The following is a 24,586-nucleotide window of genomic DNA, read 5'->3' as shown; positions in this document are numbered from 1 at the left end:
GGGTAAATTTGCCCGCGAACGGTCGCAGAAGTTGAATAAATTGATCCCTATCAGATTACGATGGCTAACAGGGCGTAAACGACTGGCCTATGCAGGGTCGAGCCGAACCCGTAGCAAACCCTGAGCATTGCGGAATATGCATTGATGGATCACGTCGAGTGTGTCGTTGCCGGAGCTGGTGTGATCGGCCTCGCCATTGCCCGGCGGCTCGCCGGCGAGGGACGCGAGGTCGTCGTTCTCGAAACTGAAGGCGAGATCGGCACAGTGACATCTTCGCGAAACAGCGAGGTGATCCACGCCGGAATCTACTATCCACGCGACAGCCTGATGGCGCGCTTCTGCGTCAGCGGCCGCGCCGCACTGTACCATTACTGCGAAGAGCACGGCGTACCGCACCGCAAGTGCGGCAAGCTGATCGTCGCGACGACAGGCGAGGAGCGCGAACGGCTAGCCTCGATCGCCGAGCGGGCACGCCTGAATGGCGTCGCTGACCTGAAGGTCATCAGCGATGCCGAGGCGTGCGCGCTTGAACCCGCACTGAACTGCGTTGGCGCACTGCTGTCGCCGTCCACAGGGATCATCGATAGCCACGCCTACATGCTGGCATTGCGCGGCGACGCGGAGGCCGCCGGCGCGCTGTTCGCATTTCATGCGCCGCTGCAGCGCGCGGCACGCAGAAGCGGCGGCATCACGCTGGCCGTCGGCGGCGAGACGCCCATGACGATCGGTTGTCGGCTGCTGATCAATGCGGCAGGGCACAGCGCGCCACAGATCGCAGGGGCGATCGACGGCATGCCGGGAGAGCACATTCCAAAACCGTACCTTGCCAAAGGCAACTATTTCGGCTGCACGGCGCGTTCGCCGTTCTCGCGACTGATTTATCCCGTGCCGGTTGCGGGCGGCCTGGGCGTCCATCTCACGCTGGACATGGCGGGCCTCGCCCGCTTCGGACCGGACGTCGAGTGGATCGACCACATAGACTATTCGGTAGATCCGAAGCGTTCGGAGTTGTTTTATCCGGCGATCCGCAAGTACTGGCCGGGCTTGCCGGACGGATCTCTGGTGCCGGCCTATGCCGGCATTCGCCCGAAGATCGTGCCACCAGCAGTGGCCGCGCAAGACTTCGTGATCCAGGGACCGCGGGACCATGGCGTCCCAGGCTTGATCAACCTGTTCGGCATCGAATCGCCCGGGCTGACCTCCTCGCTTGCGATTGCCGATTACGTCGCCGAGCTTGCAGCGGCAGCATAAATCGGCCCGCGCAAGATTATGCCTCGGTCGCCGTGACCGAAGTGATCCCGCAATGCAAAATGTCTGATCGGAGAACTAAATCAGTGGACGGTGTCACTCGCCGCGATGCGCAGACGCTCGATTTCGTCCTTGACCTGCAGTTTTCGGCGCTTGATTTCGATGATCGTGATGTCATCCGTGGAAGGATGATTGAGCGCTTCATGTAGCTGATTTTCGAGCGCTTCGTGCTTACGTTCCAGTTCCGCAAGATGAGCCTGGATCGCCATCGGCACCTCCATCTGACTTCGCTCTGGACAATTGATTGTACATGACTGGCAGGTTCTGTCGATGCTGCGTTCTGCATGAAGGCACAGGCTGCCAAAGGCATTCCTCGTCACGACCGCTTGCCACAATCCCCGGAACCGCAGATAATTCCTGAAGAAACTCCCGGCCGCGGACCCTGCAAAGGCCCGCCCGTGCGGCTCTGTGCCGCTCCACCCGGGTGTTTCCGACAGCGACGCGCTCACGAATCGAATCCAGACGATGACCGACGACGACGACCGTGAGTTCAAGGCAGAGCTTATGCGGCTGCAGCAGGAACATCGCGATCTGGACGCGGCGATCGCCGCCCTGCAGTTGTCACCTGCGCCCGACGTTCTGCAACTGCAGCGCTTGAAGAAGCGCAAGCTGCAACTGCGCGACCGCATCGCCTTCATCGAAGATCAGATCACGCCTGACATTATCGCCTGACAGTGGCGGTCCGCTTCTGTCGCCGCGATTGCTTGCGCGCGTACATCGCCCGGTCGGCGCGCTCCAGCGCGGTCGCCGCCTTGTCATCCGCATCGAGCACCGTCACGCCGATCGATATGCCATGCGGAATGCGCCGTCCCCGATATTCACAGGCCGTTGCGTCAACCACCCGCTCCAGTGCTGCGGCCTTGGCCAGCGCCTCCTCCTCGCCGAGGTTCCACAACAGGATGCCGAACTCGTCCCCACCAAGCCGCCCCAGCATGTCGGATTCGCGAATATTCCGGGACAGGACGCCGACAACCGCTTTGAGGACGTGGTCTCCGGCCGCATGACCAAAGCGGTCGTTAACCGGTTTCAGCCCGTCGACATCGACGATCAACAGTGCAGCCGACGCCCGATATCGCTTCGCATAGGCGATCGAGCGGGCCAGTTCGCGCTCGAAGCCGCGCCGATTCGGAACATCGAGGAGGTAATCCGTATCGGCCCGTGCTTCCAGCTTGGCGATGCGACGCTTCGCTTGTGCCAGCCGCTTCGTCAGCGCGGCGACCATCGAAGCCGCCGGTGCTCCTTTGACCGCCGCAGCAGGGGGATCTTTTCCCAGCCGAGCAGCCGATCCTCGCTTTGCGGCTGCAGATTTGCTGGGGAATGGTGCGTCGACCAGACGCGTCCGGCGGGGCGCCTGAGCACCGTTGTCGGCGCTGCGCCCCCTCACCTTCGCCATGTCGCGTCACCACAAGACACACGCGCGCCGCGTTGACCAAGATCGAAGAAAAGACGATCCAATGCGCTTGCTTCCAGGGGGTCGATCCCTATAATCCGCGCTCTTTTTTTTGCAGACTGAAACATGACGCGCGCGGCGGATTTGATATTCGTACAAGCGTTTTCGCCAGTCCTGCGTACGAGCGTTGATCCATAGTCGCAATGGAATCCTGGAGCCGCCCGCGTCTCTTTGGTTCCAGCGTTCGTAGCATGGTTTACTGCAGAATGTACGAAGGTAGAACCGAGACACCAGCATGAGCGCCCTCATCGCCATCATTATGGGCAGCCAGTCCGATTGGGACACCATGCGTCACGCGGCGGAAACGCTGAAGGCGCTCGGCGTTTCGCATGAGCAGCGAATCGTTTCCGCTCACCGTACGCCGGAGCGGCTGGTCACGTTCGCCAAAGGGGCGAAGGCCGCCGGCTTCAAGGTGATCATCGCCGGGGCCGGCGGCGCGGCGCATCTTCCAGGTATGACTGCGTCGTTAACCGAATTGCCGGTATTTGGCGTGCCCGTCGAATCCAAGTCGCTTTCCGGCGTCGATTCGCTCTATTCCATCGTACAAATGCCGGCCGGAATACCCGTCGGAACATTGGCAATCGGCAAGGCAGGCGCTATCAACGCGGCCCTGCTTGCGGCGAGTGTGCTTGCGCTGAGCGATGCGGCGCTGGCGGGCAGGCTTTCAGCCTGGCGACAGCAACAAACCGCCGCCGTCGCAGAGCGGCCAGAGGATCCTGCGTGACATCATTGAATCCGGTAAAGCTCAGGCCCGGCGATACGATCGGTATCCTGGGCGGTGGACAATTGGGGCGCATGCTCGCGCTCGCTGCCGCGCGCCTCGGCCTGCGCTGCAACGTCTATTCGCCCGATCCGGATTCACCCGCCTTCGACGTGGTGCAGCGCGCGACCTGCGCTGAATACGCCGACGTCGCAGCGCTCGAGTTGTTTGCTTCGGAAGTCGACGTCATAACATACGAATTTGAAAACGTTCCGTCGGGCACCGCGATGATCCTCGCTGCGCGGCGTCCGGTCCTGCCCGATCCCGCCGTGCTCCAGACCACGCAGGACCGTCTTGCGGAAAAGGATTTCGTGCGGCGGCTTGGCATCGCTACGGCCGACTATGCCGACGTTTCTTCCTTGGAGACGCTGCAACAGGCCGTCGCCAGGCTTGGCTTGCCCGCGGTGCTGAAGACGCGCCGCTTCGGCTATGACGGCAAGGGACAATCGATCATCCGCGATGCGGACAGTCTCGAGGCGTTGTGGAGCGAGCTCGGGACCAATTCAGCCATCCTCGAGAAATTCATTCCGTTCGAGCGGGAGATTTCGGTGGTCGCCGCGCGCGGCGCCGACGGCCGCGTGGAATGTTTTGACGTGACGGAGAACGAACACCGCGATCACATTCTTAAGACCTCGCGTGCCCCGGCGCGGATCTCGGACGAACTCGCCGCGCAGGCACGCACAATCGCAACAACCATCGCCGATGCATTCGACTATGTCGGCGTACTCGCAGTGGAGATGTTCGTCGTGCCGGGCCCGAGTGGCCCATCGCTCATGGTGAACGAGATCGCACCGCGTGTGCACAATTCCGGGCACTGGACGCTCGACGGCGCGTCGGTGTCGCAATTCGAACAGCACATCCGCGCGATCGCCGGCTGGCCGCTGGCCCCCGTGCATCGGCACGGAGAGGTGGCCATGACCAACCTGATCGGCAACGAGATCGACGATTACGGTGCGTGGCTGGCAAAGCCCGGGGTGACCGTGCATCTCTATGGCAAGGGCATCGCTCGCGAAGGCCGGAAAATGGGCCATATAACCGAGGTCAAAACCCGCTCCAGGTCGCAAAAGCGTTAGATTTTAGGCTCCGGCGGCCGGTTAACTGACGGTGGACAATTGCTGTTTTGTCTGCTACATCCGCCGGCCTGATCAGAAGTTTTCGGCCGTTTTTGGCCCCTTCCTGGTCACCCGAATTCCAAACCGATCAACTGTTCGGCCAAAGCAAAGGATGCTGCGTGCAGGTTCTCGTTCGCGATAACAATGTTGACCAGGCCCTCAAGGCGCTCAAGAAGAAGATGCAGCGCGAGGGGATTTTCCGCGAGATGAAGCTCCGCGGCCACTACGAAAAGCCCTCTGAAAAGAAAGCCCGCGAGAAGGCGGAAGCTGTTCGCCGCGCGCGCAAGCTGGCGCGCAAGAAGTTGCAGCGCGAAGGTCTGCTGCCGATGAAGCCGAAGACCGACGCTCGCGCGGGCGGTCCGGGTGCCGGCCGTGGCGGCCCGGGTGCAGGTCCGCGCCCGCCGCGCCCTTGATAAAATCGACGATCGTTTGAATGCGAACGCGGGCCGGCTGGCCCGCGTTTTTGTTTGCGATAGCTTTATTCGCGCTTCTGCCCGATCTCCTCCAGGAACGCCCGAGCGACCCCGATCGCGCCCTGGCTGTCGAGATCGAGATGCGTACCGTTCTCGAACACCACGAAGCGTTTTTTCCCCGGTGCGAGTTCGTACAGGCGCCGGCCGAATGCGATCGAAACGACACTGTCCTTTTCACCGTGCATGACCAGCAACGGCGCCTGCAACGCGCCAATACGGGCGTCGGATTGGAAGCGGTCGCGCATCAGCCAGCGCACCGGCAGGAACGGGTAAGCGCTGGCCGCAACATCGACAATCGAAGTGTAGGCAGCCTCCAGGATGACCCCGCCGACCGGCTGCGTCGTCGCGACGGCGATTGCGACGCCTGATCCCAGCGAATAGCCCCAGGGCACGATACGGTCGGGCGAATAGCGGCCTGCCGCGAACGCGTAGGCGGCGGCGCCGTCATCGAGCAGGCCTTGCTCGGTCGGCTTGCCCGTCGAGCCGGCGTAGCCACGGAACGACAGGGCGACGAGACCGGTGCCGTCGGCGGTCAGCGCACGAAACCGTGGGACGCGCCAGGCCAGAACCTCTCCATTGCCATGGAAGAAGATGACGACAGGCCGGCCCGCCTTGGGCGGGACGTGCCACAGGATGACCTGTTCGCCGTCCCGGGTGTGGGCGACGACCTCTTCCGCCTCGCCAAAGCCCGCTGCAGCGGGCGTCGTCCGCGTGGTTTGTGGAATGGGGTAGAGCAGCATGCGCTGAGCCGCGTACATCACCGCGACCACGGCGACATAGAGCAGGACGAGACAGGCGGCCCATCGCAACAGTATCATGTCGGCCCGGAACTGCGGCTCCGCCCGAGGCGCAAAGACCCCGGCAGACGGTCACGAACGGCCGGCGGTCTACTTGCCGTCGACGCTCAGGACCTGCGGCGGCGTGATCGCGCGGAAAAGCGACTTCGTCGCAGACAGGACATCATCGGCGAACGATGGGCTCCCTGCAACCCGGTGGCGCGCCTCCAGGCTGAGCGGATTACGCGCGGTGGGAATTTCACCCGGGGGAGCCATGCGGTCCCATTGATCGGCCGCAACCTGCTCGTCGCCGCCTTGCGCATATCGCGGCGCGTCGATCGTGACCGGCGGCGGCAGCGGTGGAGCGGACGTGACGATCGCAGCCGGTGCAAGTTGCACGGGCTCGGCAGCTGTACGCGCCTGACGGACGGAGGACACGGCCGGCTTCGCCGCTTCATCCGCCGGGCGCGCCGCCTCTGCACTGGCGCGCAACCGTTGAATCGCCGCACGTGCGAGTTCGTTCACATCCTTCTTCTCTTCGACCGCCGCAGCGGTCTCGGGAGCGGGCGTAGCCGCAGCAGTCGGCGTCTCGGGAGCCGGCGCCTTTTCCTTCACGATCGGGATGATCCGGACGTTGTCGGGTGGGCTGGCGGCGTCGGCCTCCTTCGCCGTCTCGACCGCCGCAGCGGCCTTCGTCGCAGCCGCCCGGGCTTCCGGGCTTTCAGCACCTGGCACTTTGGTGGCAGCCTTGTCCGCGGATGCCGCCTTGGCAGCGTCCTGGCTTTGGGCGCGGGCCGCCGCCTTGGCCGGCTCCGGCGGGGTCTTCGGGTTGATCCAGGTCGCAACGATGTAGGCGCCGATCACGGTCGCCGAGATCGTCGGCAGCATCTGCAATATGAATTTCGAGAGATAACTAAGCATCGACGTCCCCACTGCCACCCCGGGAACTTTCTGCGCGAAATTTTGGGCCGATTGAGGGATCAACTACGACGGATCGATGGCAAAGTGCAGCCCGAAGCACGTCGGAGCACCCAGCGGTCCCACCGGAGTCGCTGGCACGGCATCCAGCCGGATCGCGTGCGGCAGTCACATCGCCTTGACGACGGCTTCGCAGACCTTCTTGGCGTCGCCGAGCAGCATCATCGTGTTCTCGCGATAGAACAGCGTGTTGTCGATGCCGGCATAGCCTGAGGCAAGCGAGCGCTTGACGAACATCACGGTGCCCGCCTTCCACACCTGCAACACCGGCATACCGTAGATCGGCGAACTCTTGTCTTCCTCGGCAGCCGGATTGGTCACGTCGTTGGCGCCGATCACGAACGCGACGTCCGCTTGCGCGAATTCCGAGTTGATGTCCTCGAGCTCGAACACCTCGTCATAGGGCACATTGGCCTCGGCCAGCAGTACGTTCATGTGGCCGGGCATACGGCCGGCGACCGGATGAATGGCGTACTTCACCTCGACACCATCGGCCTTCAGGTGATCGGCCATTTCCCGCAGCGCATGCTGCGCCTGCGCCACGGCCATGCCGTAACCCGGCACGATAATGACCTTCTGCGCATTCTTCATGATGAAGGCCGCATCGTCCGCAGATCCGAGCTTCACCGGCTTCTGCTCGGCGCCAGCGCCGGCTGCGACCGAGGACTCGCCGCCGAAGCCGCCGAGAATGACCGAGACGAACGAGCGGTTCATCGCATGGCACATGATGTACGACAGGATCGCACCTGACGAGCCGACCAGTGCGCCGGTAATGATCAGCGCCGAGTTGCCGAGCGTGAAGCCGATGCCGGCCGCGGCCCAGCCCGAATACGAGTTCAGCATCGAGATCACCACCGGCATGTCGGCGCCGCCGATGGGGATGATCAACAGCGCGCCAAGCACGAGCGCGATGAGCGTAATGAGCCAGAAGTCGATCGCGCTCTGCGACACCACCAGGCCGTAGATGAAGAACACCAGCGCCAGTCCCAGCACAATGTTGATGATGTGGCGGGCGGGCAGAATGATCGGCGCGCCGCTCATCCGGCCTGACAGCTTGAGAAATGCGATCACCGAACCAGTGAAGGTCAGCGCGCCGATGGCGACGCCGAGCGACATTTCCACCAGGCTCGCCTTGTTGATGTTGCCACGGCTGCCAATGTCGAACGCGCCGGGCGCGTAGAACGCGGCAGCGGCGACCAGAACTGCCGCCATACCGACCAACGAGTGGAAAGCCGCAACCAGTTCCGGCATCGACGTCATCGGCACCCGGCGCGCGATCAGCGCACCGATGCTGCCGCCGATGGCGATGCCGCCGACGACCAGCAGCCAGCCGATCGAATCCGACGGCGGGTGAGCGGCGAGCGTCGTGGCGATGGCGATCGCCATACCGACCATGCCGAGATAGTTGCCGCGGCGGCTCGAGGCCGGGCTCGACAGCCCGCGCAACGAGACGATGAAGAGCACTCCGGCGACAAGGTACAGCAGCGCCGCGACATTGGCGTTCATCGTCAGCCCCTACTTCTTCTTCTGGTACATCGCGAGCATGCGCTGCGTGACGAGAAACCCGCCGAAGATATTCACCGATGCGAAGATCAGCGCGATGAAGCCAAAGATGCGCGACCACAATGGCCCATCGTCGTTACCGGCAAGGGCCACGCCGACGGCGAGCAGCGCACCGACCACGATCACGGAAGAAATCGCGTTGGTCACCGACATCAGCGGCGTGTGCAGCGCCGGCGTTACCGACCAGACGACATAGTAGCCGACGAACACCGCCAGCACGAAGATCGACAGGCGGAACACGAACGGATCGACGGCTTGCATGACATGATCCATGGCGGCGCTCCTTTACGCGGTCTTCGGCTGGAAGTTCGGATGAATGACCGCGCCTTCCTTTGTCAGCGCGGTAGCCTTCACGAGCTCGTCGTCCCATTTCACCGCCACGGCCTTGGTCTCCTTGTCGACCAATGTCTCGACGAAGGCGAGCAGGTTCTTTGCATAGAGGCTGGAAGCGGACGCCGCCACACGGCCCGGAACGTTGGTGTAGCCGACGATCTTGATGCCGCCGATCTCGGCAACCTCGCCCGGCCTCACTCCTTCGACGTTGCCGCCGCGCTCGACGGCGAGGTCGACCAGTACGGAACCGGGCTTCATTGATTTCACCATGTCGGCCGACACAAGCCGCGGCGCCGGGCGCCCCGGGATCAGCGCCGTCGTGATGACGATGTCCTGCTTCTTGATATGGTCGGCGGTCAGCGCGGCCTGCTTCGCCTGATACTCTTTGGACATTTCCTTGGCATAGCCGCCAGCCGTCTCCGCCTGCTTGAACTCTTCGTCCTCGACCGCAATGAATTTGGCGCCGAGGCTCACAACCTGCTCTTTCACGGCAGGACGCACGTCAGTCGCGGTGACGATTGCGCCGAGCCGGCGCGCGGTAGCAATGGCTTGAAGGCCGGCCACGCCGACGCCCATGACGAACACCTTCGCCGCCGGCACCGTGCCCGCCGCCGTCATCATCATCGGGAACGCGCGGCCGAACGCCTCGGCAGCATCGATCACCGCGCGATAGCCCGCGAGGTTGGCCTGCGATGACAGCACGTCCATTACCTGCGCGCGGGTGATGCGCGGCATCAGTTCCATCGCGAAGGCTGAAACGCCCGCGTCGGCCATCGCCTTCAGGGCGGCATCGTTGCCGTAAGGATCCATGATCGCGATGACGAGCCCACCGCGCTTGTATTTCGCGAGCTCACCTGCCTCGGGGCGGCGCACCTTCAGGACGATATCCGCGTCCTTGACAGCGTCGGCGCTGATCGAGGCGCCGGCCGCTTCATAGTCGGCATCGGGTACGCCGGACTGCACGCCGGCGCCGGGCTCGATCGCAACCTCTGCGCCGAGCGCCTTGAGCTTCTTGACGGTATCGGGAACTGCCGCAACGCGCGGCTCGCCTGCCGCGATTTCGCGGGCGATTGCAATTTTCATGGCGCCTCCCGCGGCAGAATTGCCGCGCCCACACGAACCCCGAGCGAAGCGCGATCCTATCCGAAAATCGATCCCGATCGTCCGGAGATCATGCGCCGGCAAGCGCGCAGTCGCGCCAGCCTGAAAACAGCGAAGAGAAAGCCGATCAGGTGAGGAAGATACCCATCAGCGCGAGGATCACGATGACGGCAATGGTGCCCCACTTCACCAGCGCGAGAAACCCGAGATAGGTTTGCTCATGGGCAACGTAGTCGTTGCCATCCGCGGTTGTGTACGCCACTTCATTGTGATCCGCCATCAGTCCCTCCAGCCGGACAGTCCATCCATTGCCGCCGCAATTAGCGCAATCGCATGGCGAGAGCAACGGCCGGGCCGTTTCCGACATCAGCGGATCGTAGGCCGAATTTGCGCGTTTTCAACCCTTAGCTTGCATCCCGGGCCGGCTGTCGTGGCTCCAGCGCGTCAGGTTTGTCCTCGCTCAGCTAACCCATATCCTCCAGCTCCGCGATCAGACCTTCGATCACCGACAGGCCGCCGTCCCAGAACGCGGGCTCACGGGCATCGAGGCCGAACGGCATGAGCAGTTCAGAATAATGCTTCGTACCCCCTGCCGACAGCATCGCCAGATACCGTTCGGCAAAGCCGTCCGCCGCACGTTCATAGACCGCATAGAGCGAGTTCACGAGGCAGTCGCCGAAGGCATAGGCGTAGACGTAGAACGGTGAGTGGATGAAGTGCGGGATATACATCCAGAAGGTCTCATAGCCCGGCTTCAGTTCGATTGCCGGCCCGAGACTCTCGCTCTGCACGCTCATCCAGATTTCGCCGAGCCGCTCGGCGGTGAGCTCGCCATTGCGACGCTCGGTGTGGACCGCGCGCTCGAAGGAATAAAACGCGATCTGCCGCACCACGGTGTTGATCATGTCCTCGACCTTGCCCGCGAGCAGGGCCTGCCGCTGCTTCTTGTCTTTCGCAGACGCAAGCAGACGCTTGAACGTGAGCATTTCGCCGAACACGCTGGCGGTCTCAGCCAGCGTCAGCGGCGTCGGCGCCATCAGCGCGCCATTTGGCGCGGCCAGCACCTGGTGCACACCGTGACCGAGCTCGTGTGCCAACGTCATGACGTCACGCGGCTTACCTTGATAGTTGAGCAGCACATAAGGATGGGCCGAAGGCGTGGTCGGATGCGAGAACGCACCCGGCGCCTTGCCCGGACGCACGGGTGCGTCGATCCAGCGGTCGGTGAAGAAGCGCCTGGCGATCGCCGCCATATCCGGCGAGAACGCGTCATAGGCCGCCAGCACGAGCTTCTCGGCGTCCGACCAGGCGATATTGCCGGCCGCCGCAAACGGCAGCGGCGCGTTGCGGTCCCAATACGGCAGCTTCTTCTTTTTGAACCAGCGGGCCTTCAACGCGTAATAGCGGTGCGACAGCCGCGGGTACGCCGCGCGCACGGCGGCGACCAGCGCATCGACCACCTCGCGCTCGACACGGTTGGCCAGGTGGCGTGAATCGGCGACATCCTGAAAGCTGCGCCAGCGATCGGAAATTTCCTTGTCCTTGGCGAGCGTATTCGTGACCAGCGCAAAGGTGCGCTCGTTGGCCTTGAAGGTCTTCGCCAGGGCCTGTGCGGCCTGCTTGCGCTTCGGCCCGGCCCGGTCTGCCAGAAGGTTCAGCGTCGGCTCGATGGCGAGTTCCTTCGTGCCGACCTTGAAGCGCAGCGAGGCGATCGTCTGGTCGAAAAGCCTGTTCCACGCGCCGCGCCCGGTCAGCGACTTTTCCTGAAAAAGCTGCTCGATGCGATCTTCCAGTTCGTGCGGCTTGTCCTTGCGAATGTCTTCCAGCCAGGGGCGGTAGTGGCCGAGCGACGGCGTCTCCATTGCCTTCTGCAGCAGTGCATCGTCGAGCCGATTGAGCTCCAGCGTAAAAAACAACAGGTGCACAGAAGCAGCCGTCAGCCGCTCCGAAACGTCGCCATAGAATTTCGAGATCGTCGGATCAACCGTATCCGAGGCGTGGATCAAGCCCGCATAGGAGCCGAGCCGGCCCATCAGGTCATCAATGGCTTCATAGCGCTTGACGACCGCGGCGAGCCATTCACCGCCACCTTCCCTCGCAACCTCTTCGGCGAGCTTGCCCTTGTAGGCAGTCTCGAACGCAACGCATTCCTCGTCGAGCCGCTCAAGGTCGCGCTTCACCTCCGGCGCATCGATCGATGCGTACAGATCGCTCAGATTCCATTCCGGAAGCTTCGGTTTCGATGCTGCTTTCTGTTTCGCTGTGGACTTTGGCTTGGAGGCGGGCTTGCGGAGAGCGGACGTGGAACGCGAGGCCATGAATGTCTCGATGCTGTTGTCGGCGTAGTGAACAAAATAAGCGCGAAACGTTGACGCCGCAACGACACATGAAGGTGCAGATTGCGCCGTGGCTTGCGCTCAGTGGGGATATGCGGCCTCTCGAGTCCATCAGATAGAACGAGAGCGGCAATATCGAAGCCATGGTCGGCATCGCGGCGAAAATCCATCCGACACTTGCCGAGACCGCGCCCGCACCACGATTTCGCCACCACGCCTCCATCCCGACGGCGCATCATGCAACCGAGGCAACGGCGTGCAGGGCCGTTGCCCACGACGCCCGAACATTTTCGAAGATGACGTGATCGTGCGCGCTCAGTCGCCAGCACAACCACGAAGAACAACGTCATTTTCCTTAATCGTTGCTGAAACCGGTTGGTGCCCGATTAATGGCTCATTAATGCGCTCCCTTCACAGTGCCTCGATTCGGGACACTGACCGGGACTTGCCGCAGATGGCTGCCACTATACTGATTGCTGACGACGATCCGGTGCAACGGCGGCTTCTGGAAAACATGGTGCAGCGGTCCGGCTATCAGGCCGTGACCGTGGACTCCGGCGATGCGGCTATTGCACATCTCACGAGCGAGAACGAGCCGCGTATCGACGCCATCGTGCTCGACCTCGTCATGCCCGGTCTCGACGGTCTGGGCGTGCTGACAAAATTGCGCGACGCCGGCATTACCTTGCCCGTCATCGTGCAGACCGCGCACGGGGGCATCGACAATGTGGTTTCGGCGATGCGCGCGGGTGCGCAAGATTTCGTCGTCAAGCCGGTGGGTCTCGAACGGCTTCAGGTGTCGCTGCGCAACGCTCTGAACGCGAGTGCATTGAAGGGCGAATTGCTCAGGATCAGGCATAGCCGTGAGGGCCGGCTCACCTTTGCCGACATCGTCACCCGCAGCGCGGCGATGACGTCCGTACTCCGCACGGCCGAAAAAGCCGCGGGCTCGTCGATTCCGGTGCTGATCGAAGGCGAATCCGGCGTCGGCAAAGAATTGATCGCGCGTGCCATCCACGGATCGAGCGAGAGGGCAGCGAAACCGTTCGTTGCAGTGAACTGCGGTGCAATCCCTGACAACCTCGTTGAGTCGATCCTGTTCGGCCACGAGAAGGGTGCGTTCACCGGCGCAACTGAGCGTCACGTCGGAAAGTTCGTCGAAGCATCCGGAGGAACGTTGTTTCTCGACGAGGTCAGCGAACTGCCGCTCGCGGCCCAGGTGAAGCTCCTGCGCGCGCTGCAACAAGGCGAGGTCGAGGCGGTCGGCGGACGCCGGCCGGTCAAGGTCGACGTCCGCATCATCTCGGCCACCAACCGCAACCTGCTCGAGCGCGTGAAGTCCGGCCAGTTTCGCGAAGATCTGTTCTACCGGCTGCATGTGCTGCCGCTGACCGTGCCGCCCCTGCGCGCACGCAGCGAGGATGTCCCTCATTTGCTGCGCCATTTTCTCGCGCGCTTCTGCGCTGAGGAAAGCCGCAGCATCACCGCCGTATCTGCCGACACGCTGGCTGCGCTGACGGCCTTTCCGTGGCCCGGCAACGTGCGCCAACTCGAGAACGCCGTGTATCGTGCTGTCGTCATCAGCGACGGTGGAACGCTCGGCCTGCGGGACTTCCCGCTTCTTGCAACGAGCGCCGATACCGCACTCGTCGCCGCATCGATCGCTCCGACAGACGTGCCGCTTGAGCCGCTGGTGAGGCAGCAACCACAGATGATCGGTACCGACATTCCGATTGCGCCCGCCCCTCCCGCCGCCGCCCTCAACCTGCTGCTGGCGGACGGCGAGGTGCGGCCCCTCGACGATATCGAGACCGACGTGATCCGCTTCGCCATCGCGCATTACCGAGGCCAGATGTCCGAAGTAGCGCGCAGGCTCAAGATCGGACGCTCGACCCTCTATCGCAAACTCGAGAGCATGGACGGCAAGGCAACGCAGCCCGCTGACGAGTGAGCGGGCTGCAGGTTGGCCTGTGAAGTTGCCGCCTGTCGCGGCCACGCATGTTCTTGCCACAATTTTACCGTGGCCGAGCAGTGACAGCTCGCCGAAAAGCACGCGGCAAAACCGTGCAAATCATTGCAAAGCAGGCGAAACTGCAGTCAGTTTCTCGTGAATCAACTCTGCGGTGCTGGTCGTCCGACAGTGCTGTGTTATCTTTGAGCCGAGAGTCGCGGCGCTGCCGTGCGTGCGGCACTGAAGACGGAACCGACAAACGCGGACCGTGTTCTGCATATAGAGCTGTCCAGCCGAGGATCAGCTTCGCTCAAGGGGGTTTTGAGAAATGCGAAACGTTCGAAATGACCGCGGCGGGTATGATCGGATCATCGCCGCGGCCGTAGTCGCCATTGTCGCAATGGCAGCGAGCAACGCTTCCGCCCAGTCAAATCCCGCAACGACGCCCGCAGAACTCGCCATCGACGCCGCCGTGCCGATGCCGGAGCCGGCAAACGCACCTCCGCCGTCGCGGGCAGATGTCAATGCGCTCGCCAGCGGACACGTAACCGGCGAATCGGCCAAATCGGGCACCGAAGCCACGGCGGAAACGACGCCCGCCGCGACCGCACCGACGGCTACCGCAACCGCGCCGACGCAGGACGATCGGAAGCCGGAGGAAGCAAAGAAGGACGACACTGCGGCAAAGCCGTCGGTCGCCACCGCGCCGGAAACCGCCGCCCCCGCCGCCGAGCCTGCCAAGGACGAGCCTGCCAGGGACACGGCGGCGGCGCCGGCAAACACCAATATCGCCGTCGCTGATCAGCCGATCGCCGAACGGATCAGCGACCTGCTGGCGTCCCGCGCTGCGCGCGTCTTCGATCGCAAGGACGACCGCACCGCTGCCGAAGCCTTTTATAAGGCGCGCGACTATGCACCGCTCTGGATCGAGAACGGCACCGTGTCGGTGCGCGCCAAGGCGGCCATCGTCCGCCTGAAGGTTGCCGATGCCGACGGCCTGATGGCGTCCGATTATCCGGTGCCCGATTTCGCTGCGGACTCCACTCCTGACGCACTCGCCGACGCCGATCTGAGGCTCACGGCAAGCGTTCTCGACTATGCGCGGCATGCCCAAGGCGGACGCTTGCACTACACGCGGGTGAGCGCCGACATCGCCTATCCGGAACACAATCCCGAGCCGGCCGACATTCTGTCGAACATGGCGACGACGCAGGACGCGGCCGCCGCGCTCGACAGCTACAATCCGCAGCACAAAGGCTACAAGGCTCTGAAGGCCAAGCTCGCCGAACTGCGCGGGACGTCCGAGACGACCCTGCCCAAGATCGAGGAAGGCCCAGCGCTGCGGTTCGTCAAGAACGCAAAGAACGCCCGGAAGCCGGTGGCGGTGATGGAGGACGCCCGCGTGCCGCAGTTGCGCGCGCGACTCGGCATCGGCGAAAGCGCCGACGACGTGAAGTACGACGAGACTGTTGCCGCCGCGGTGCGCAGGTTCCAGGCAGACAGCGGCCTGAAGGTCACCGGCGTGCTGGACGGTCAAACCGTTCGGGCCATGAACAGCCCGAAGCGCGGGCGGACGATCGATCTGATCGTTGCCAACATGGAACGCTGGCGCTGGCTGCCGCGCGAACTCGGCGAGCCCAAGCTCGGCAACGCCTATGTGATGCTCAACATCCCCGATTTCACGCTGAAGGTGATGCATAACGGCACGCAGGCCTGGACCACCCGGGTCGTGGTCGGCAAGCCCGGCAAGCAGGCCACGCCAGAGCTGACCGAAACGATGAAGTACATCACGGTCAATCCGACCTGGAATGTGCCGCCGTCAATCGTTTACGGCGAATATCTGCCGGCCCTGCAACAGGACCCAACCGTGCTGGAGCGCATGGGCCTGCGGCTGACGCAGAGAAGCGACGGTAGCGTGCATATCTCGCAGCCTCCTGGCGCCGGCAACGCGCTCGGCCGGATTCGTTTCAACTTCCCGAACCGGTTCCTGGTCTATCAGCACGACACGCCGGACAAGCACCTGTTCGCCCATGAGACGCGCGCCTACAGCCACGGCTGTATGCGCGTCCAGAACCCGGAAAATTACGCTGAGACGCTCCTGAGCATCGTGATGCCCAAGGAGAACTACACGGCGGCACGGATCCGCAGCATGTTCGGTTCGAGCGAAGTCGACATCCGCTTCCCGACCCCAATCCCCGTGCATCTCGTCTATCATACGGCGTTCATCGACGACACGGGCCACCTGCAGACGCGCCGGGACATCTATGGCCGTGATGCCCGCCTGATCGATGTGCTGCGTGGCGGCGACCGGCAGAGCATGGAGATCGCCGTCAACCACGCCAAGCCGAGCTACAGCCGGCCGCCGACGACCCTTCCACCGGGCGTCGCTGGAGCGAACAGCTATTCAAGCGGCGGTCCCCGGAATTTCTTCGAGGCCTTGTTCGGAATTCCGAGCCAGCCGGCACCGCCGCCGCAGCGGCCGCAACGGCGCGTTCCACAACGCCAGGCCGCGGGCTGGTAGCGCCCACCTGAAATCTCTAAGGAAATCAAAGGCCTCGCCCTACGGCGAGGCCTTTTTATTAACCACCGTCCACTGCGCCGTGATCGAAACGTTACCGCGCGTTACTCGGCGGCGCTTTTTTGCCATACTCAACTTCTACTCAAAAAGGGTCACTTGGGTGGGTACGTGGGGACGTAAATCTCGATTAACCATCCTGATCTAGGACTACGTTCATCTCTTCCGCCGTGACGGGCGACGGGTGGGGTCTTCCGACTTCTCTTTCACGGGAATGCACGTGGCTGTTCGCGGTACGCGAAGAATTGATGTGGGGGCAATTTCGCGGATCGGACTGGGGCTCAGTCTGACCACCCTGCTGGTTGTTGCGGCCGGCTCCTCGGTGAAGGATGCCACGGCGCTCAACGAAACACGTACTCTTTCCTTTCACCATACCCATTCGGGCGAAGACCTGACCGTCACCTTCAAGCGCAACGGCCGCTATGACGAAGACGCGTTGAAGAAGCTTAACCATCATCTCCGTGACTGGCGCAGCCAGGATTCGACGACGATGGATCGGCGTCTGTTCGACATCCTCTGGGAGGTCTATCGCGACGTCGGCGGCAAGCAGCCGATCAACATCATCTCCGCCTACCGTTCACCGCAGACCAACGCGATGCTGCGCCGTCGCTCGAGCGGCGTCGCCCGCTTCAGCCAGCACATGCGCGGCCACGCGATCGACTTCTTCATCCCGGGCGTCGCGCTATCCGACATTCGAACCGCAGGTCTCCGCCTGCAGCGGGGCGGAGTCGGCTTCTACCCTTCATCAGGCTCGCCGTTCGTGCACCTCGATACGGGTAGCGTTCGGCACTGGCCGCGCATGACCCACGATCAGCTCGCCGCAGTTTTCCCGAACGGTCGCACCGTGCACATCCCTTCCAACGGCAACCCGCTGAAGGGGTATGATCTCGCGGCCGCTGATATCGAACGCCGCGAAAAGAGCGGCGATTTCACATCCGCACGCGGGACCAAAGGGTTCCTCGCCTCGCTGTTCAGCTCCAAATCGGACGAGGATGACGAGGCGCCGGCCAACGAGCCTGCGCCGAAGGATCAAAAGGTCGCGCAGGCATCGCGGCCAGCGAAAAATGAAGCCGTTCCGCTTCCTCGCATGCGCCCGCAGGCGTCCTATCAGGTCGCGTCTGCGTCCGGGCAGCCGACAAACGGCCCGACGGGAGATACAAAGCCCCAGACCATTGCCGACCTCATCAACGCGCGCGGCTTCTGGGACGAGGTGGCCGCGCCGAAGCAGGCGACGCCCGCCCAGGTCGCAGCGCTCGCGGCGCGCGCAGCCGTCGCAGATGCGCGGGCGAGCGCAAACGTCACGCCCGCGACCGCACAAGCGCTCGCCTATGCCCCGCCGTCGGCGATGTTCGATCGCAGCAACATCGTAGCGGCCAGCGCGCCGCTTCCGCGAAGCGCCAGGCCGGTGAATGCGGGCGCAAACCCGATGGCGGCCGATACGATCGTCGCCAAGGGGATGCAGTCCGTGCCGACACTGATCACCCGCACCGCCAGATCGAAGCCGGAAAGCGAGGTCTGGGTGCGTGCCATGGTGCTGGCGCCGAACAGCTACCGTTTCATGCTGCCCACCGTGCTCGGCGAACCCGACATGACCGCGTTGCGCGCGCACTTCGTAAAGCCGCTGATGGCGATCGCTGTGACTTTCGCTGAGGACGCCACACCTGGGCTTCGTTGCGACAGCTTTACCGGCTCGGCCTTCGGAACCCTGCCGAAAGTGTCGTTCAGGATGCAAACGGCAGAATTGCACTAGGCCTCACCGCTCATTAAGCCTCACAGCTCAGAGCATTCCCAAGGCGTGCATGTAGGTCTCCAAGATCGTCTCATGCTCCCTGCGCTCGTCGGCGTCCTGCTTGCGCATACGTACGATGGCGCGAAGCGCCTTGACCTCGTAGCCGTTGCCCTTGGCCTCGGCATAGACGTCACGGATGTCATCGGAGATCGTCTTCTTTTCCTCCTCCAGCCGCTCGATGCGTTCAATGATGGCCTTGAGCTGATCTTTGGCGAAGCTCGTCGAGGGCTCCTCCGTGATAGCGGCGGCAGCGGCAGGACTGGCCATCGAATACTCCGGAAACAAGAAGAGGGATTGCTGGCAAGCGCCGCGCTCATCGAGCGCGCCCGTTTGCAGGATCACCCTCATTCAACGGAGCATGTTGCGTCAAGCTGCGCGCGCGCTCATCCACAGCGACCCACAGACGAATTCAATGCCTCGTCACGCGGATGCTGAATTCTCTTGCGCCTACACGGTTCCCTGCGCGCTGGATTCGCTGGCTAACCCTTCCGCCACTCCATCACCAGATGCCATGGTGCTCGACGATAGCGCCGCGCTCGCTCGGCGTCGCCACCATGCGGCGCAGGTTCGTCGAAATATACCAGTTGCAGATGCTGCTCGAGCAAAAGTTTCATGTAGACGCTCAGCGGCCGATGCCAGTTCTCGATCTGGATGCCTCGCCAGCTTACGTTTGCGGAACGCTCATCGAGATAGTCGTCCACTGGATAATGCAGATGCACGCCGTCGGCGTCGCGCACCCAGCCGAGATGCGCACACGAAGAAATGAAACTGTTGACGTTGGCGATCAGCAGCGAGCCTCCCGGTTTCAGGATGCGCACCATCTGCGGAATAGCTCGCCGGATATCCGGCATATCAATGAGCGTCAGGTAAGAGACAACAAGGTCAAAACTCTGATCGGCAAATTCGAGCGTTTCGGCTCGCCCCTCGCGATAGTCTCCTTCCGGATCGAGTTCGCGCGCCTTCTGCAACAAAGCGCACGTGGGGTCGACGCCCGTGACGGCAATCCCCCTGGCCCGTAGCATCCGGCAGAAGCGACCCTCGCCGCAGCCGACATCGAGCGCCGTCTTGAAATCGCGGCCCTCAATGCGTTTCAGCATCACCGTGTCGAGGACGAACTCACGGCTGAAGTCGCCACGCTCGCCCTGATCCGCGATCCAGGCCGCTGCGGACTCGTCCCATCCGTTCGACATCGAAGTCCCATCCGATGGCAGGCGTCGCTGCTGCCTCGCGACCGAGTTGCAGGCCGGCGATGTGGCGTGGAATCAGGGGTCAGTGCTTATGGTTGACGGATGCCATTTTTGCAAGCTGGTCGGCGGTCGCTTCCTTCTGGTGCTTCGCCTTCCAGTCCTCATAGGGCATGCCGTAAATCGCCTCGCGGCTCTCGTCCTTGCTGAGCGCAACCCCTCGGGCGTCCGCGGCATCCTTCAGCCAGCTCGAGAGGCAATTGCGGCAGAATCCTGCGAGGTTCATCAGGTCGATGTTCTGCACATCGGTGCGCGTGCGCAAGTGCTGCACCAAGGTACGGAACGCGGCGGCTTCCAGTTCGGTGCGGGTGGCGTCGTCGAGCGGCATGGTGTTGCCTCAATCTGCAGCGGTGATCAGCTTGAAGTAGTTAACATTCTGGATTTTGCCATACCGGCCGGGCAATTGCGAAGACTTGAAGGCAAATCCGTAACTGTGGCGGCTCATGTCACACGGAATTAACGCGAGAATCGTTGACAGCCGAGGGACGGTTACGCGAAATCAGGTGGATTCGCCTCGGGTTCTTGCCGGGGTGTGCAATTTCGGACTGCATGAGCGTGTTGGGCGACATCCGATCGAACGAAGGCCGGCGCGGCTGCCTGCTGGCGCAGCTTGCAGCGGTCGCGACGCTTGCCATCGTTTTCCTGTGGGCGCCGCCGGCGAAGGCTGATTTCCGCCTTTGCAACAATACCGCAAGCCGCGTCGGCATCGCGCTCGGCTACAAGGACGCTGAAGGCTGGACCACCGAAGGGTGGTGGAACGTGTCGGCGAAGAGCTGCGAAACGTTGCTGCGCGGAACGCTGGTCGCACGATATTATTATATCTATGCCATCGACTACGATCGTGGCGGAGAGTGGTCGGGACAAGCCTTCATGTGCTCACGTGACAAGGAATTCACCATCCGCGGCACGGAGGATTGCCTCGCACGCGGTTTTGATCGTACCGGCTTCTTTGAGGTCGATACGGGCGAGCAGCGCGCCTGGACCGTGCAGCTCACCGAAACAGGCGAGCAGAACAACGCCCAGCGATCGCTGCCGGGTCTGCCAGGCGGCGCCTCGCCCTCGGGCGGAATTCCTGGCGGATCGCCAGTGTCGCCGTCGCTGCCCCCTCCCGGGGCACCGAAAAAATGAGACGGCTGCGTCGCATCAAGATTCTCGCAACATTGGGCCCAGCCTCTTCCGACAGCGCCACGATCCGGAAGCTGTTCGAGGCGGGCGCGGATCTCTTTCGCATCAACATGTCGCACACGTCGCATGACAAGATGCGCGAGTTCGTGACGACGATCCGCAACATCGAAAGCAACTACGGGCGGCCGATCGGCGTGCTGGTCGATCTGCAAGGCCCAAAGCTCCGGCTCGGCTCATTCGCTGACGGCGCGATCCAGCTCAACAATGGTGAGACCTTCACCCTGGACGGCAATCCCGAACCCGGAGACCGCAACCGCGTACAACTTCCGCATCCGGAAATCCTGCAGGCACTGAAGGCCGGTCACGCGCTGCTGCTCGACGACGGCAAGGTGCGGCTGATCGTCGAAGATGCGACCGGCGACCGCGCGATCACGCGCGTCGCCGTTGGTGGCCGCCTTTCGGATCGCAAGGGCGTCAGTCTCCCCGATACGGACTTGCCGGTCTCGGCGATGACATCGAAGGATCGGGCCGATCTTGAAGCCGCCCTCGAGGCAGGCGCCGACTGGATCGCGCTCTCGTTCGTGCAGCGTCCCGACGACGTGATCGAAACGAAGAAACTCGTGCGCGGTCGCGCCGCGGTGATGGCAAAGATCGAAAAACCGCAGGCGATCGAGCGCTTGGCGGAGATCATCGACGTCTCCGATGCTTTGATGGTGGCGCGCGGCGATCTCGGCGTCGAGATGCCCTTGGAACGAGTGCCTGGCCTGCAGAAGCAGATGACGCGGATGGCCAAGCGTGCCGGCAAGCCGGTCGTCGTCGCGACGCAGATGCTCGAATCAATGATCATGAGCCCGGTGCCGACGCGCGCGGAGGTTTCTGACGTTTCTACCGCGGTGTTCGAAGGCGCCGACGCCGTGATGCTGTCGGCCGAATCGGCGGCGGGCAAGTACCCGGTGGAAGCCGTCGCGACGATGAACCGCATCGGTGAGGAGGTCGAGCGCGATCCAACCTACCGCTCGGTCATCAACTCCCAGCGCGCCGAACCGGAGGCGACCGCCGGTGACGCTATCGCCGACGCGGCGCGTCAGATCGCCGAAACCCTCGACCTGTCAGCCATCATCTGCTGGACCGATTCGGGATCAACGGCGCTGCGTGTGGCGCGTGAGCGGCCGAAGCCGCCGGTCGTTGCCATCACGCCGAGGATTCAGACGGGGCGGAAGATCTCGCTGGTCTGGGGCGTTCACTGTGTGGTCGCCGAGGACGCAAGAGACCTGGATGACATGGTCAATCGTGCCTGCCGCATCGCTTTCCGCGACGGCTTCGCGCGTTCGGGCCAGCGGGTGATCATCGTCGCCGGCGTACCGCTCGGCACGCCCGGTGCGACCAATATGGTGCGCATCGCGTATGTGGGCAGCGACGACAGCGACCTATAGCCAACTGGCGTGGCGGCACCGCCACCAGGCGGCGCAACGTCTACCCTGCACGTCTTGCGATCAGCGAGATTCGTAGCGGCTCGGCGCGTGTGATCGCGTCCGACGGGGCAACCGGATCAGATCGGTCGGCCCTCGACCTTCTCGGTCAGGCTCTTCACCATCTCAGGCAGCTTCTCGATATGGGGGTTGATCTCAAGCGCCTTACGGAAGGCGTCCAGCGCGCGCTTGTCGTCGCCCACTTCCTGCATGATCATGCCGAGCCCGGCGAGCGCTCCGAAGTGACGCGGCTCACGCTTCAGAACCTCACGGATATCAGCGAGCGACTTCGCATAATCATTCTGCAGATAGTAGATTGTGGCACGTCGATTCCAGCCTTCGACATAGTCCGGCTTGAGACGGACCACCTTGTCGAGCAGCTTCAACGCCACCTCCGGCTGTTTCCGCTCGATTGCCGTCTTCGCGCGCGTCATCAGCAGCATCGTGGTGTCGCTCGGCGTCTGCGTCCACAGCGCCCAGATACGTCCTTCGACATGCTTGGCGCTGGCCTCGTCGGGCGCCGCCTTCAACGCACCGAACAGGAAATCGAGACCGCGGGAGCGGTCAGCGCCGATGTTCGGCAGCTTCTCCGGCGCCTGGGGGATTTTCTTCTGCTCAGTCGGCGGAGTTGTGTTCTGCGCCATCGCCGGGGCCGCAACGACGAGCGCCGCAGTCAACGCGGACGCGAGGACGGCCGACAGTCGACGCGAATTCTGGGAGACCGATGCCATGCACAAAGTCTAGATGCGCTTCCGCGCGCTGGAAAGCGCGGAAACGCTCAAGCCTGTGTGAGATGGGTAACCGCGGGTGAATCAGGGCCCGGAAGTCGGGCTGCAATCAGCCCTGACGCGCCTTGAAACGGCGCTGGACCTTGTTGATCACATAGACCCGGCCCTTGCGACGGACCAGGCGGTTGGCACGATGGCGCCCACGCAGCGATTTCAACGAGTTACGGACCTTCATGGGTCGAATCCTAACACTTTCGAAGGCCGTATGCGGCCAAACCGGGTCCTGGACCCGGGTATCCTGGAAAAGGAAGCGGGCGGCCAAGCCGCCCGAATTGGCCGGATGTTTAAGGCAAGCGTGGCCGGACTGTCAATCCGGCCCCGCCATGCTGGGGTGTCGAAACGACACGAAACCGGCCGATTTTCACCCGTCAGACGCCCAGCGCCTGGCGGGAACTCGACTATACCCCGCTCCGGGCCGCCACGACCGCCTCGCTCCGGTTCTCCGCGGCCACGTTGGTCAGACCTCACCGCTCTCTCCGGAGTGGCCTGCTCTGGCCTTGATGGTCCGGACCGCTGGATGGTGCTGCCCACATAATGATCCAGCCAAAACCGGGCTCGCCGAAGTTGCCCTTCATGTAATCGTCGTCAAGATGCAGCGGGGCTCAAGTCTTTGACTATCGCTGCGCACGTCTGCCGGAGGAAGTATGATGACGATCAAAGCCGTTGTCTTCGATGCCTACGGCACGCTCTACGACATACAGTCGGTCGCATCCGTCACGGAACAGGCCTTTCCCGCATATGGTGAAGTCATCACCCAGATTTGGCGGATGAAACAACTCGAATACACCTGGTTGCGTTCATTGATGCAGCGCTACGCGGACTTCTCGACCGTGACACGCGAATCGCTCGCTTACACGCTCGAGGCGCTCGGCCTTTCGCACGATGCCTCGACCTTCGAAAAGATCATGGACAAGTATCTGCATCTTGATCCCTATCCGGATGCGAAGGCGACGCTCGCGGCCTTGAAGGAAAGCAAGCGCGCGATCCTGTCGAACGGCAGCCGCAACATGCTTGCGGCTCTGGTGCAGAACAGCGGTATGGTGCCGCTGCTCGATGCCGTGCTGAGCGTCGACGACGCGCAGGTCTTCAAGCCCAGCCCCAAAACCTACGCGCTGGTCGAACAAGCGCTTGGCGCCGGGCCGGACGAGGTCGTGTTCGTGTCGTCCAATCCCTTTGACGCCAGCGGGGCAAAAGCGTTCGGCTTCAAGGTCGCCTGGATCGAGCGCGTGACCGGCGCAGCGCTCGCTGACGAGACACGCGATCCGCGCGCTATCTCTCCGCTCGCCATGTTCAAGGCCACGCGGCTCAGGCCCGATCCATTCGGGTTCGATCCGGACTGGACGATCGGCACGTTGTCAGAGTTGCCGTCGCTCCTGGCAGGCCTGCGAATGCAATAAGACGGCGTTCAACCATCAACAACAAGGAGCCGAAACCAACTCGGCCCAGACCGATAAT

At 63.0% G+C, this 24,586-nt stretch carries 25 protein-coding genes; 11 read left to right on the top strand and 14 right to left on the bottom strand.

Annotated features, from left to right (window positions below):
- Nucleotides 1-144 precede the first annotated feature (144 nt).
- Nucleotides 145-1,251 (top strand): NAD(P)/FAD-dependent oxidoreductase, encoded by a 1,107-nt coding sequence (locus tag RCO31_RS04315; protein WP_308966991.1) that lies wholly within the window; start codon nucleotides 145-147, stop codon nucleotides 1,249-1,251.
- 80 nt (nucleotides 1,252-1,331) lie between these two features.
- Here the strand turns inward: RCO31_RS04315 and RCO31_RS04310 are convergent, their stop codons facing one another.
- Nucleotides 1,332-1,517, bottom strand: coding sequence for a DUF465 domain-containing protein (locus RCO31_RS04310; protein ID WP_308966990.1), 186 nt, complete (start codon nucleotides 1,515-1,517; stop codon nucleotides 1,332-1,334).
- Nucleotides 1,518-1,773: 256 nt separating this feature from the next.
- On the opposite strand from RCO31_RS04310, the gene RCO31_RS04305 reads away from it, so the two are divergent.
- The gene (locus RCO31_RS04305) at nucleotides 1,774-1,980 is read left to right on the top strand and encodes a DUF465 domain-containing protein (protein WP_308966989.1); all 207 of its coding nucleotides are present in this window, start codon (nucleotides 1,774-1,776) and stop codon (nucleotides 1,978-1,980) included.
- Here the strand turns inward: RCO31_RS04305 and RCO31_RS04300 are convergent.
- Nucleotides 1,970-2,530, bottom strand: a complete 561-nt coding sequence (locus RCO31_RS04300; protein WP_308966988.1) for a GGDEF domain-containing protein — start codon at nucleotides 2,528-2,530, stop codon at nucleotides 1,970-1,972. The two genes, RCO31_RS04305 and RCO31_RS04300, sit on opposite strands and share 11 nt — an antisense overlap.
- Nucleotides 2,531-2,993: 463 nt before the next feature.
- On the opposite strand from RCO31_RS04300, the gene purE reads away from it, so the two are divergent.
- The 3 genes from purE (at nucleotide 2,994) to rpsU (ending at nucleotide 5,043) form a co-directional block, all read left to right on the top strand.
- The gene (gene purE / locus RCO31_RS04295; RefSeq protein WP_308966987.1) at nucleotides 2,994-3,482 is read left to right on the top strand and encodes a 5-(carboxyamino)imidazole ribonucleotide mutase; all 489 of its coding nucleotides are present in this window, start codon (nucleotides 2,994-2,996) and stop codon (nucleotides 3,480-3,482) included.
- A complete protein-coding gene (locus RCO31_RS04290) occupies nucleotides 3,479-4,591 on the top strand; it encodes a 5-(carboxyamino)imidazole ribonucleotide synthase (RefSeq protein ID WP_308966986.1) in 1,113 nt (370 codons plus the stop codon). Before purE ends, RCO31_RS04290 begins: the two co-directional genes overlap by 4 nt.
- A 158-nt stretch (nucleotides 4,592-4,749) precedes the next feature.
- Nucleotides 4,750-5,043: a 30S ribosomal protein S21 gene (rpsU, locus tag RCO31_RS04285; RefSeq protein WP_308966985.1), complete on the top strand. Its 294-nt coding sequence runs from the start codon at nucleotides 4,750-4,752 to the stop codon at nucleotides 5,041-5,043.
- Between the two features lie 65 nt (nucleotides 5,044-5,108).
- On the opposite strand, the gene RCO31_RS04280 is transcribed toward rpsU, so the two are convergent.
- From RCO31_RS04280 to RCO31_RS04250, 7 genes are all read right to left on the bottom strand, one after another.
- The gene (locus RCO31_RS04280; protein ID WP_308966984.1) at nucleotides 5,109-5,921 is read right to left on the bottom strand and encodes an alpha/beta hydrolase; all 813 of its coding nucleotides are present in this window, start codon (nucleotides 5,919-5,921) and stop codon (nucleotides 5,109-5,111) included.
- Between the two features lie 69 nt (nucleotides 5,922-5,990).
- A complete protein-coding gene (locus tag RCO31_RS04275; RefSeq protein WP_308966983.1) occupies nucleotides 5,991-6,800 on the bottom strand; it encodes a hypothetical protein in 810 nt (269 codons plus the stop codon).
- A gap of 165 nt (nucleotides 6,801-6,965) precedes the next feature.
- Entirely contained in the window at nucleotides 6,966-8,363 is a 1,398-nt protein-coding gene (locus RCO31_RS04270) for an NAD(P)(+) transhydrogenase (Re/Si-specific) subunit beta (RefSeq protein ID WP_308966982.1), read from the bottom strand.
- Nucleotides 8,364-8,372: 9 nt separating this feature from the next.
- The gene (locus tag RCO31_RS04265) at nucleotides 8,373-8,693 is read right to left on the bottom strand and encodes a proton-translocating transhydrogenase family protein (protein ID WP_308966981.1); all 321 of its coding nucleotides are present in this window, start codon (nucleotides 8,691-8,693) and stop codon (nucleotides 8,373-8,375) included.
- A 12-nt stretch (nucleotides 8,694-8,705) separates the two neighbouring features.
- A complete protein-coding gene (locus tag RCO31_RS04260) occupies nucleotides 8,706-9,836 on the bottom strand; it encodes a Re/Si-specific NAD(P)(+) transhydrogenase subunit alpha (protein ID WP_308966980.1) in 1,131 nt (376 codons plus the stop codon).
- A gap of 145 nt (nucleotides 9,837-9,981) precedes the next feature.
- Nucleotides 9,982-10,134, bottom strand: a complete 153-nt coding sequence (locus RCO31_RS04255; protein WP_308966979.1) for an aa3-type cytochrome c oxidase subunit IV — start codon at nucleotides 10,132-10,134, stop codon at nucleotides 9,982-9,984.
- 184 nt (nucleotides 10,135-10,318) lie between these two features.
- Nucleotides 10,319-12,172 (bottom strand): M3 family oligoendopeptidase, encoded by a 1,854-nt coding sequence (locus tag RCO31_RS04250; RefSeq protein WP_308966978.1) that lies wholly within the window; start codon nucleotides 12,170-12,172, stop codon nucleotides 10,319-10,321.
- Between the two features lie 472 nt (nucleotides 12,173-12,644).
- Here RCO31_RS04250 and RCO31_RS04245 point away from each other — a divergent pair, with 472 nt between their 5' ends.
- The 3 genes from RCO31_RS04245 (at nucleotide 12,645) to RCO31_RS04235 (ending at nucleotide 18,466) form a co-directional block, all read left to right on the top strand.
- Nucleotides 12,645-14,141 carry a sigma-54 dependent transcriptional regulator gene (locus RCO31_RS04245; protein ID WP_308966977.1) on the top strand — a complete coding sequence of 499 codons (1,497 nt, stop codon included), beginning with the start codon at nucleotides 12,645-12,647 and terminating at the stop codon, nucleotides 14,139-14,141.
- 328 nt (nucleotides 14,142-14,469) lie between these two features.
- Nucleotides 14,470-16,662, top strand: a complete 2,193-nt coding sequence (locus RCO31_RS04240) for a L,D-transpeptidase family protein (protein ID WP_308966976.1) — start codon at nucleotides 14,470-14,472, stop codon at nucleotides 16,660-16,662.
- Between the two features lie 268 nt (nucleotides 16,663-16,930).
- Nucleotides 16,931-18,466, top strand: coding sequence for a DUF882 domain-containing protein (locus RCO31_RS04235; RefSeq protein WP_308967061.1), 1,536 nt, complete (start codon nucleotides 16,931-16,933; stop codon nucleotides 18,464-18,466).
- Nucleotides 18,467-18,493: 27 nt separating this feature from the next.
- Here the strand turns inward: RCO31_RS04235 and RCO31_RS04230 are convergent, their stop codons facing one another.
- From RCO31_RS04230 to RCO31_RS04220, 3 genes are all read right to left on the bottom strand, one after another.
- Complete coding sequence (locus RCO31_RS04230) at nucleotides 18,494-18,772, bottom strand: DUF2312 domain-containing protein (protein WP_308966975.1); 279 nt, start codon at nucleotides 18,770-18,772, stop codon at nucleotides 18,494-18,496.
- Nucleotides 18,773-18,984: 212 nt separating this feature from the next.
- Nucleotides 18,985-19,695 (bottom strand): class I SAM-dependent methyltransferase, encoded by a 711-nt coding sequence (locus RCO31_RS04225; RefSeq protein ID WP_308966974.1) that lies wholly within the window; start codon nucleotides 19,693-19,695, stop codon nucleotides 18,985-18,987.
- Nucleotides 19,696-19,774: 79 nt separating this feature from the next.
- Nucleotides 19,775-20,077, bottom strand: coding sequence for a DUF1244 domain-containing protein (locus tag RCO31_RS04220; protein WP_308966973.1), 303 nt, complete (start codon nucleotides 20,075-20,077; stop codon nucleotides 19,775-19,777).
- A 221-nt stretch (nucleotides 20,078-20,298) separates the two neighbouring features.
- Here RCO31_RS04220 and RCO31_RS04215 point away from each other — a divergent pair, with 221 nt between their 5' ends.
- Both RCO31_RS04215 and pyk read left to right on the top strand, forming a co-directional pair.
- Entirely contained in the window at nucleotides 20,299-20,877 is a 579-nt protein-coding gene (locus tag RCO31_RS04215; protein WP_308966972.1) for a DUF1036 domain-containing protein, read from the top strand.
- Entirely contained in the window at nucleotides 20,874-22,307 is a 1,434-nt protein-coding gene (gene pyk, locus RCO31_RS04210; RefSeq protein ID WP_308966971.1) for a pyruvate kinase, read from the top strand. Before RCO31_RS04215 ends, pyk begins: the two co-directional genes overlap by 4 nt.
- A gap of 116 nt (nucleotides 22,308-22,423) precedes the next feature.
- Here the strand turns inward: pyk and RCO31_RS04205 are convergent, their stop codons facing one another.
- Nucleotides 22,424-22,987 carry a tetratricopeptide repeat protein gene (locus RCO31_RS04205; RefSeq protein ID WP_308967060.1) on the bottom strand — a complete coding sequence of 188 codons (564 nt, stop codon included), beginning with the start codon at nucleotides 22,985-22,987 and terminating at the stop codon, nucleotides 22,424-22,426.
- A 193-nt stretch (nucleotides 22,988-23,180) separates the two neighbouring features.
- Nucleotides 23,181-23,306 (bottom strand): type B 50S ribosomal protein L36, encoded by a 126-nt coding sequence (ykgO, locus tag RCO31_RS04200; RefSeq protein ID WP_006611362.1) that lies wholly within the window; start codon nucleotides 23,304-23,306, stop codon nucleotides 23,181-23,183.
- 472 nt (nucleotides 23,307-23,778) lie between these two features.
- Here ykgO and RCO31_RS04195 point away from each other — a divergent pair, with 472 nt between their 5' ends.
- Complete coding sequence (locus RCO31_RS04195) at nucleotides 23,779-24,528, top strand: haloacid dehalogenase type II (RefSeq protein ID WP_308966970.1); 750 nt, start codon at nucleotides 23,779-23,781, stop codon at nucleotides 24,526-24,528.
- Nucleotides 24,529-24,586: the final 58 nt, after the last annotated feature.

Origin of the sequence: Bradyrhizobium sp. LHD-71 (assembly GCF_031157255.1) — a bacterium.
Lineage (GTDB): Bacteria > Pseudomonadota > Alphaproteobacteria > Rhizobiales > Xanthobacteraceae > P52-10.
Note: the sequence above shows the minus strand (reverse complement) of the source record. Positions and strands in the feature narration are given on the sequence as shown.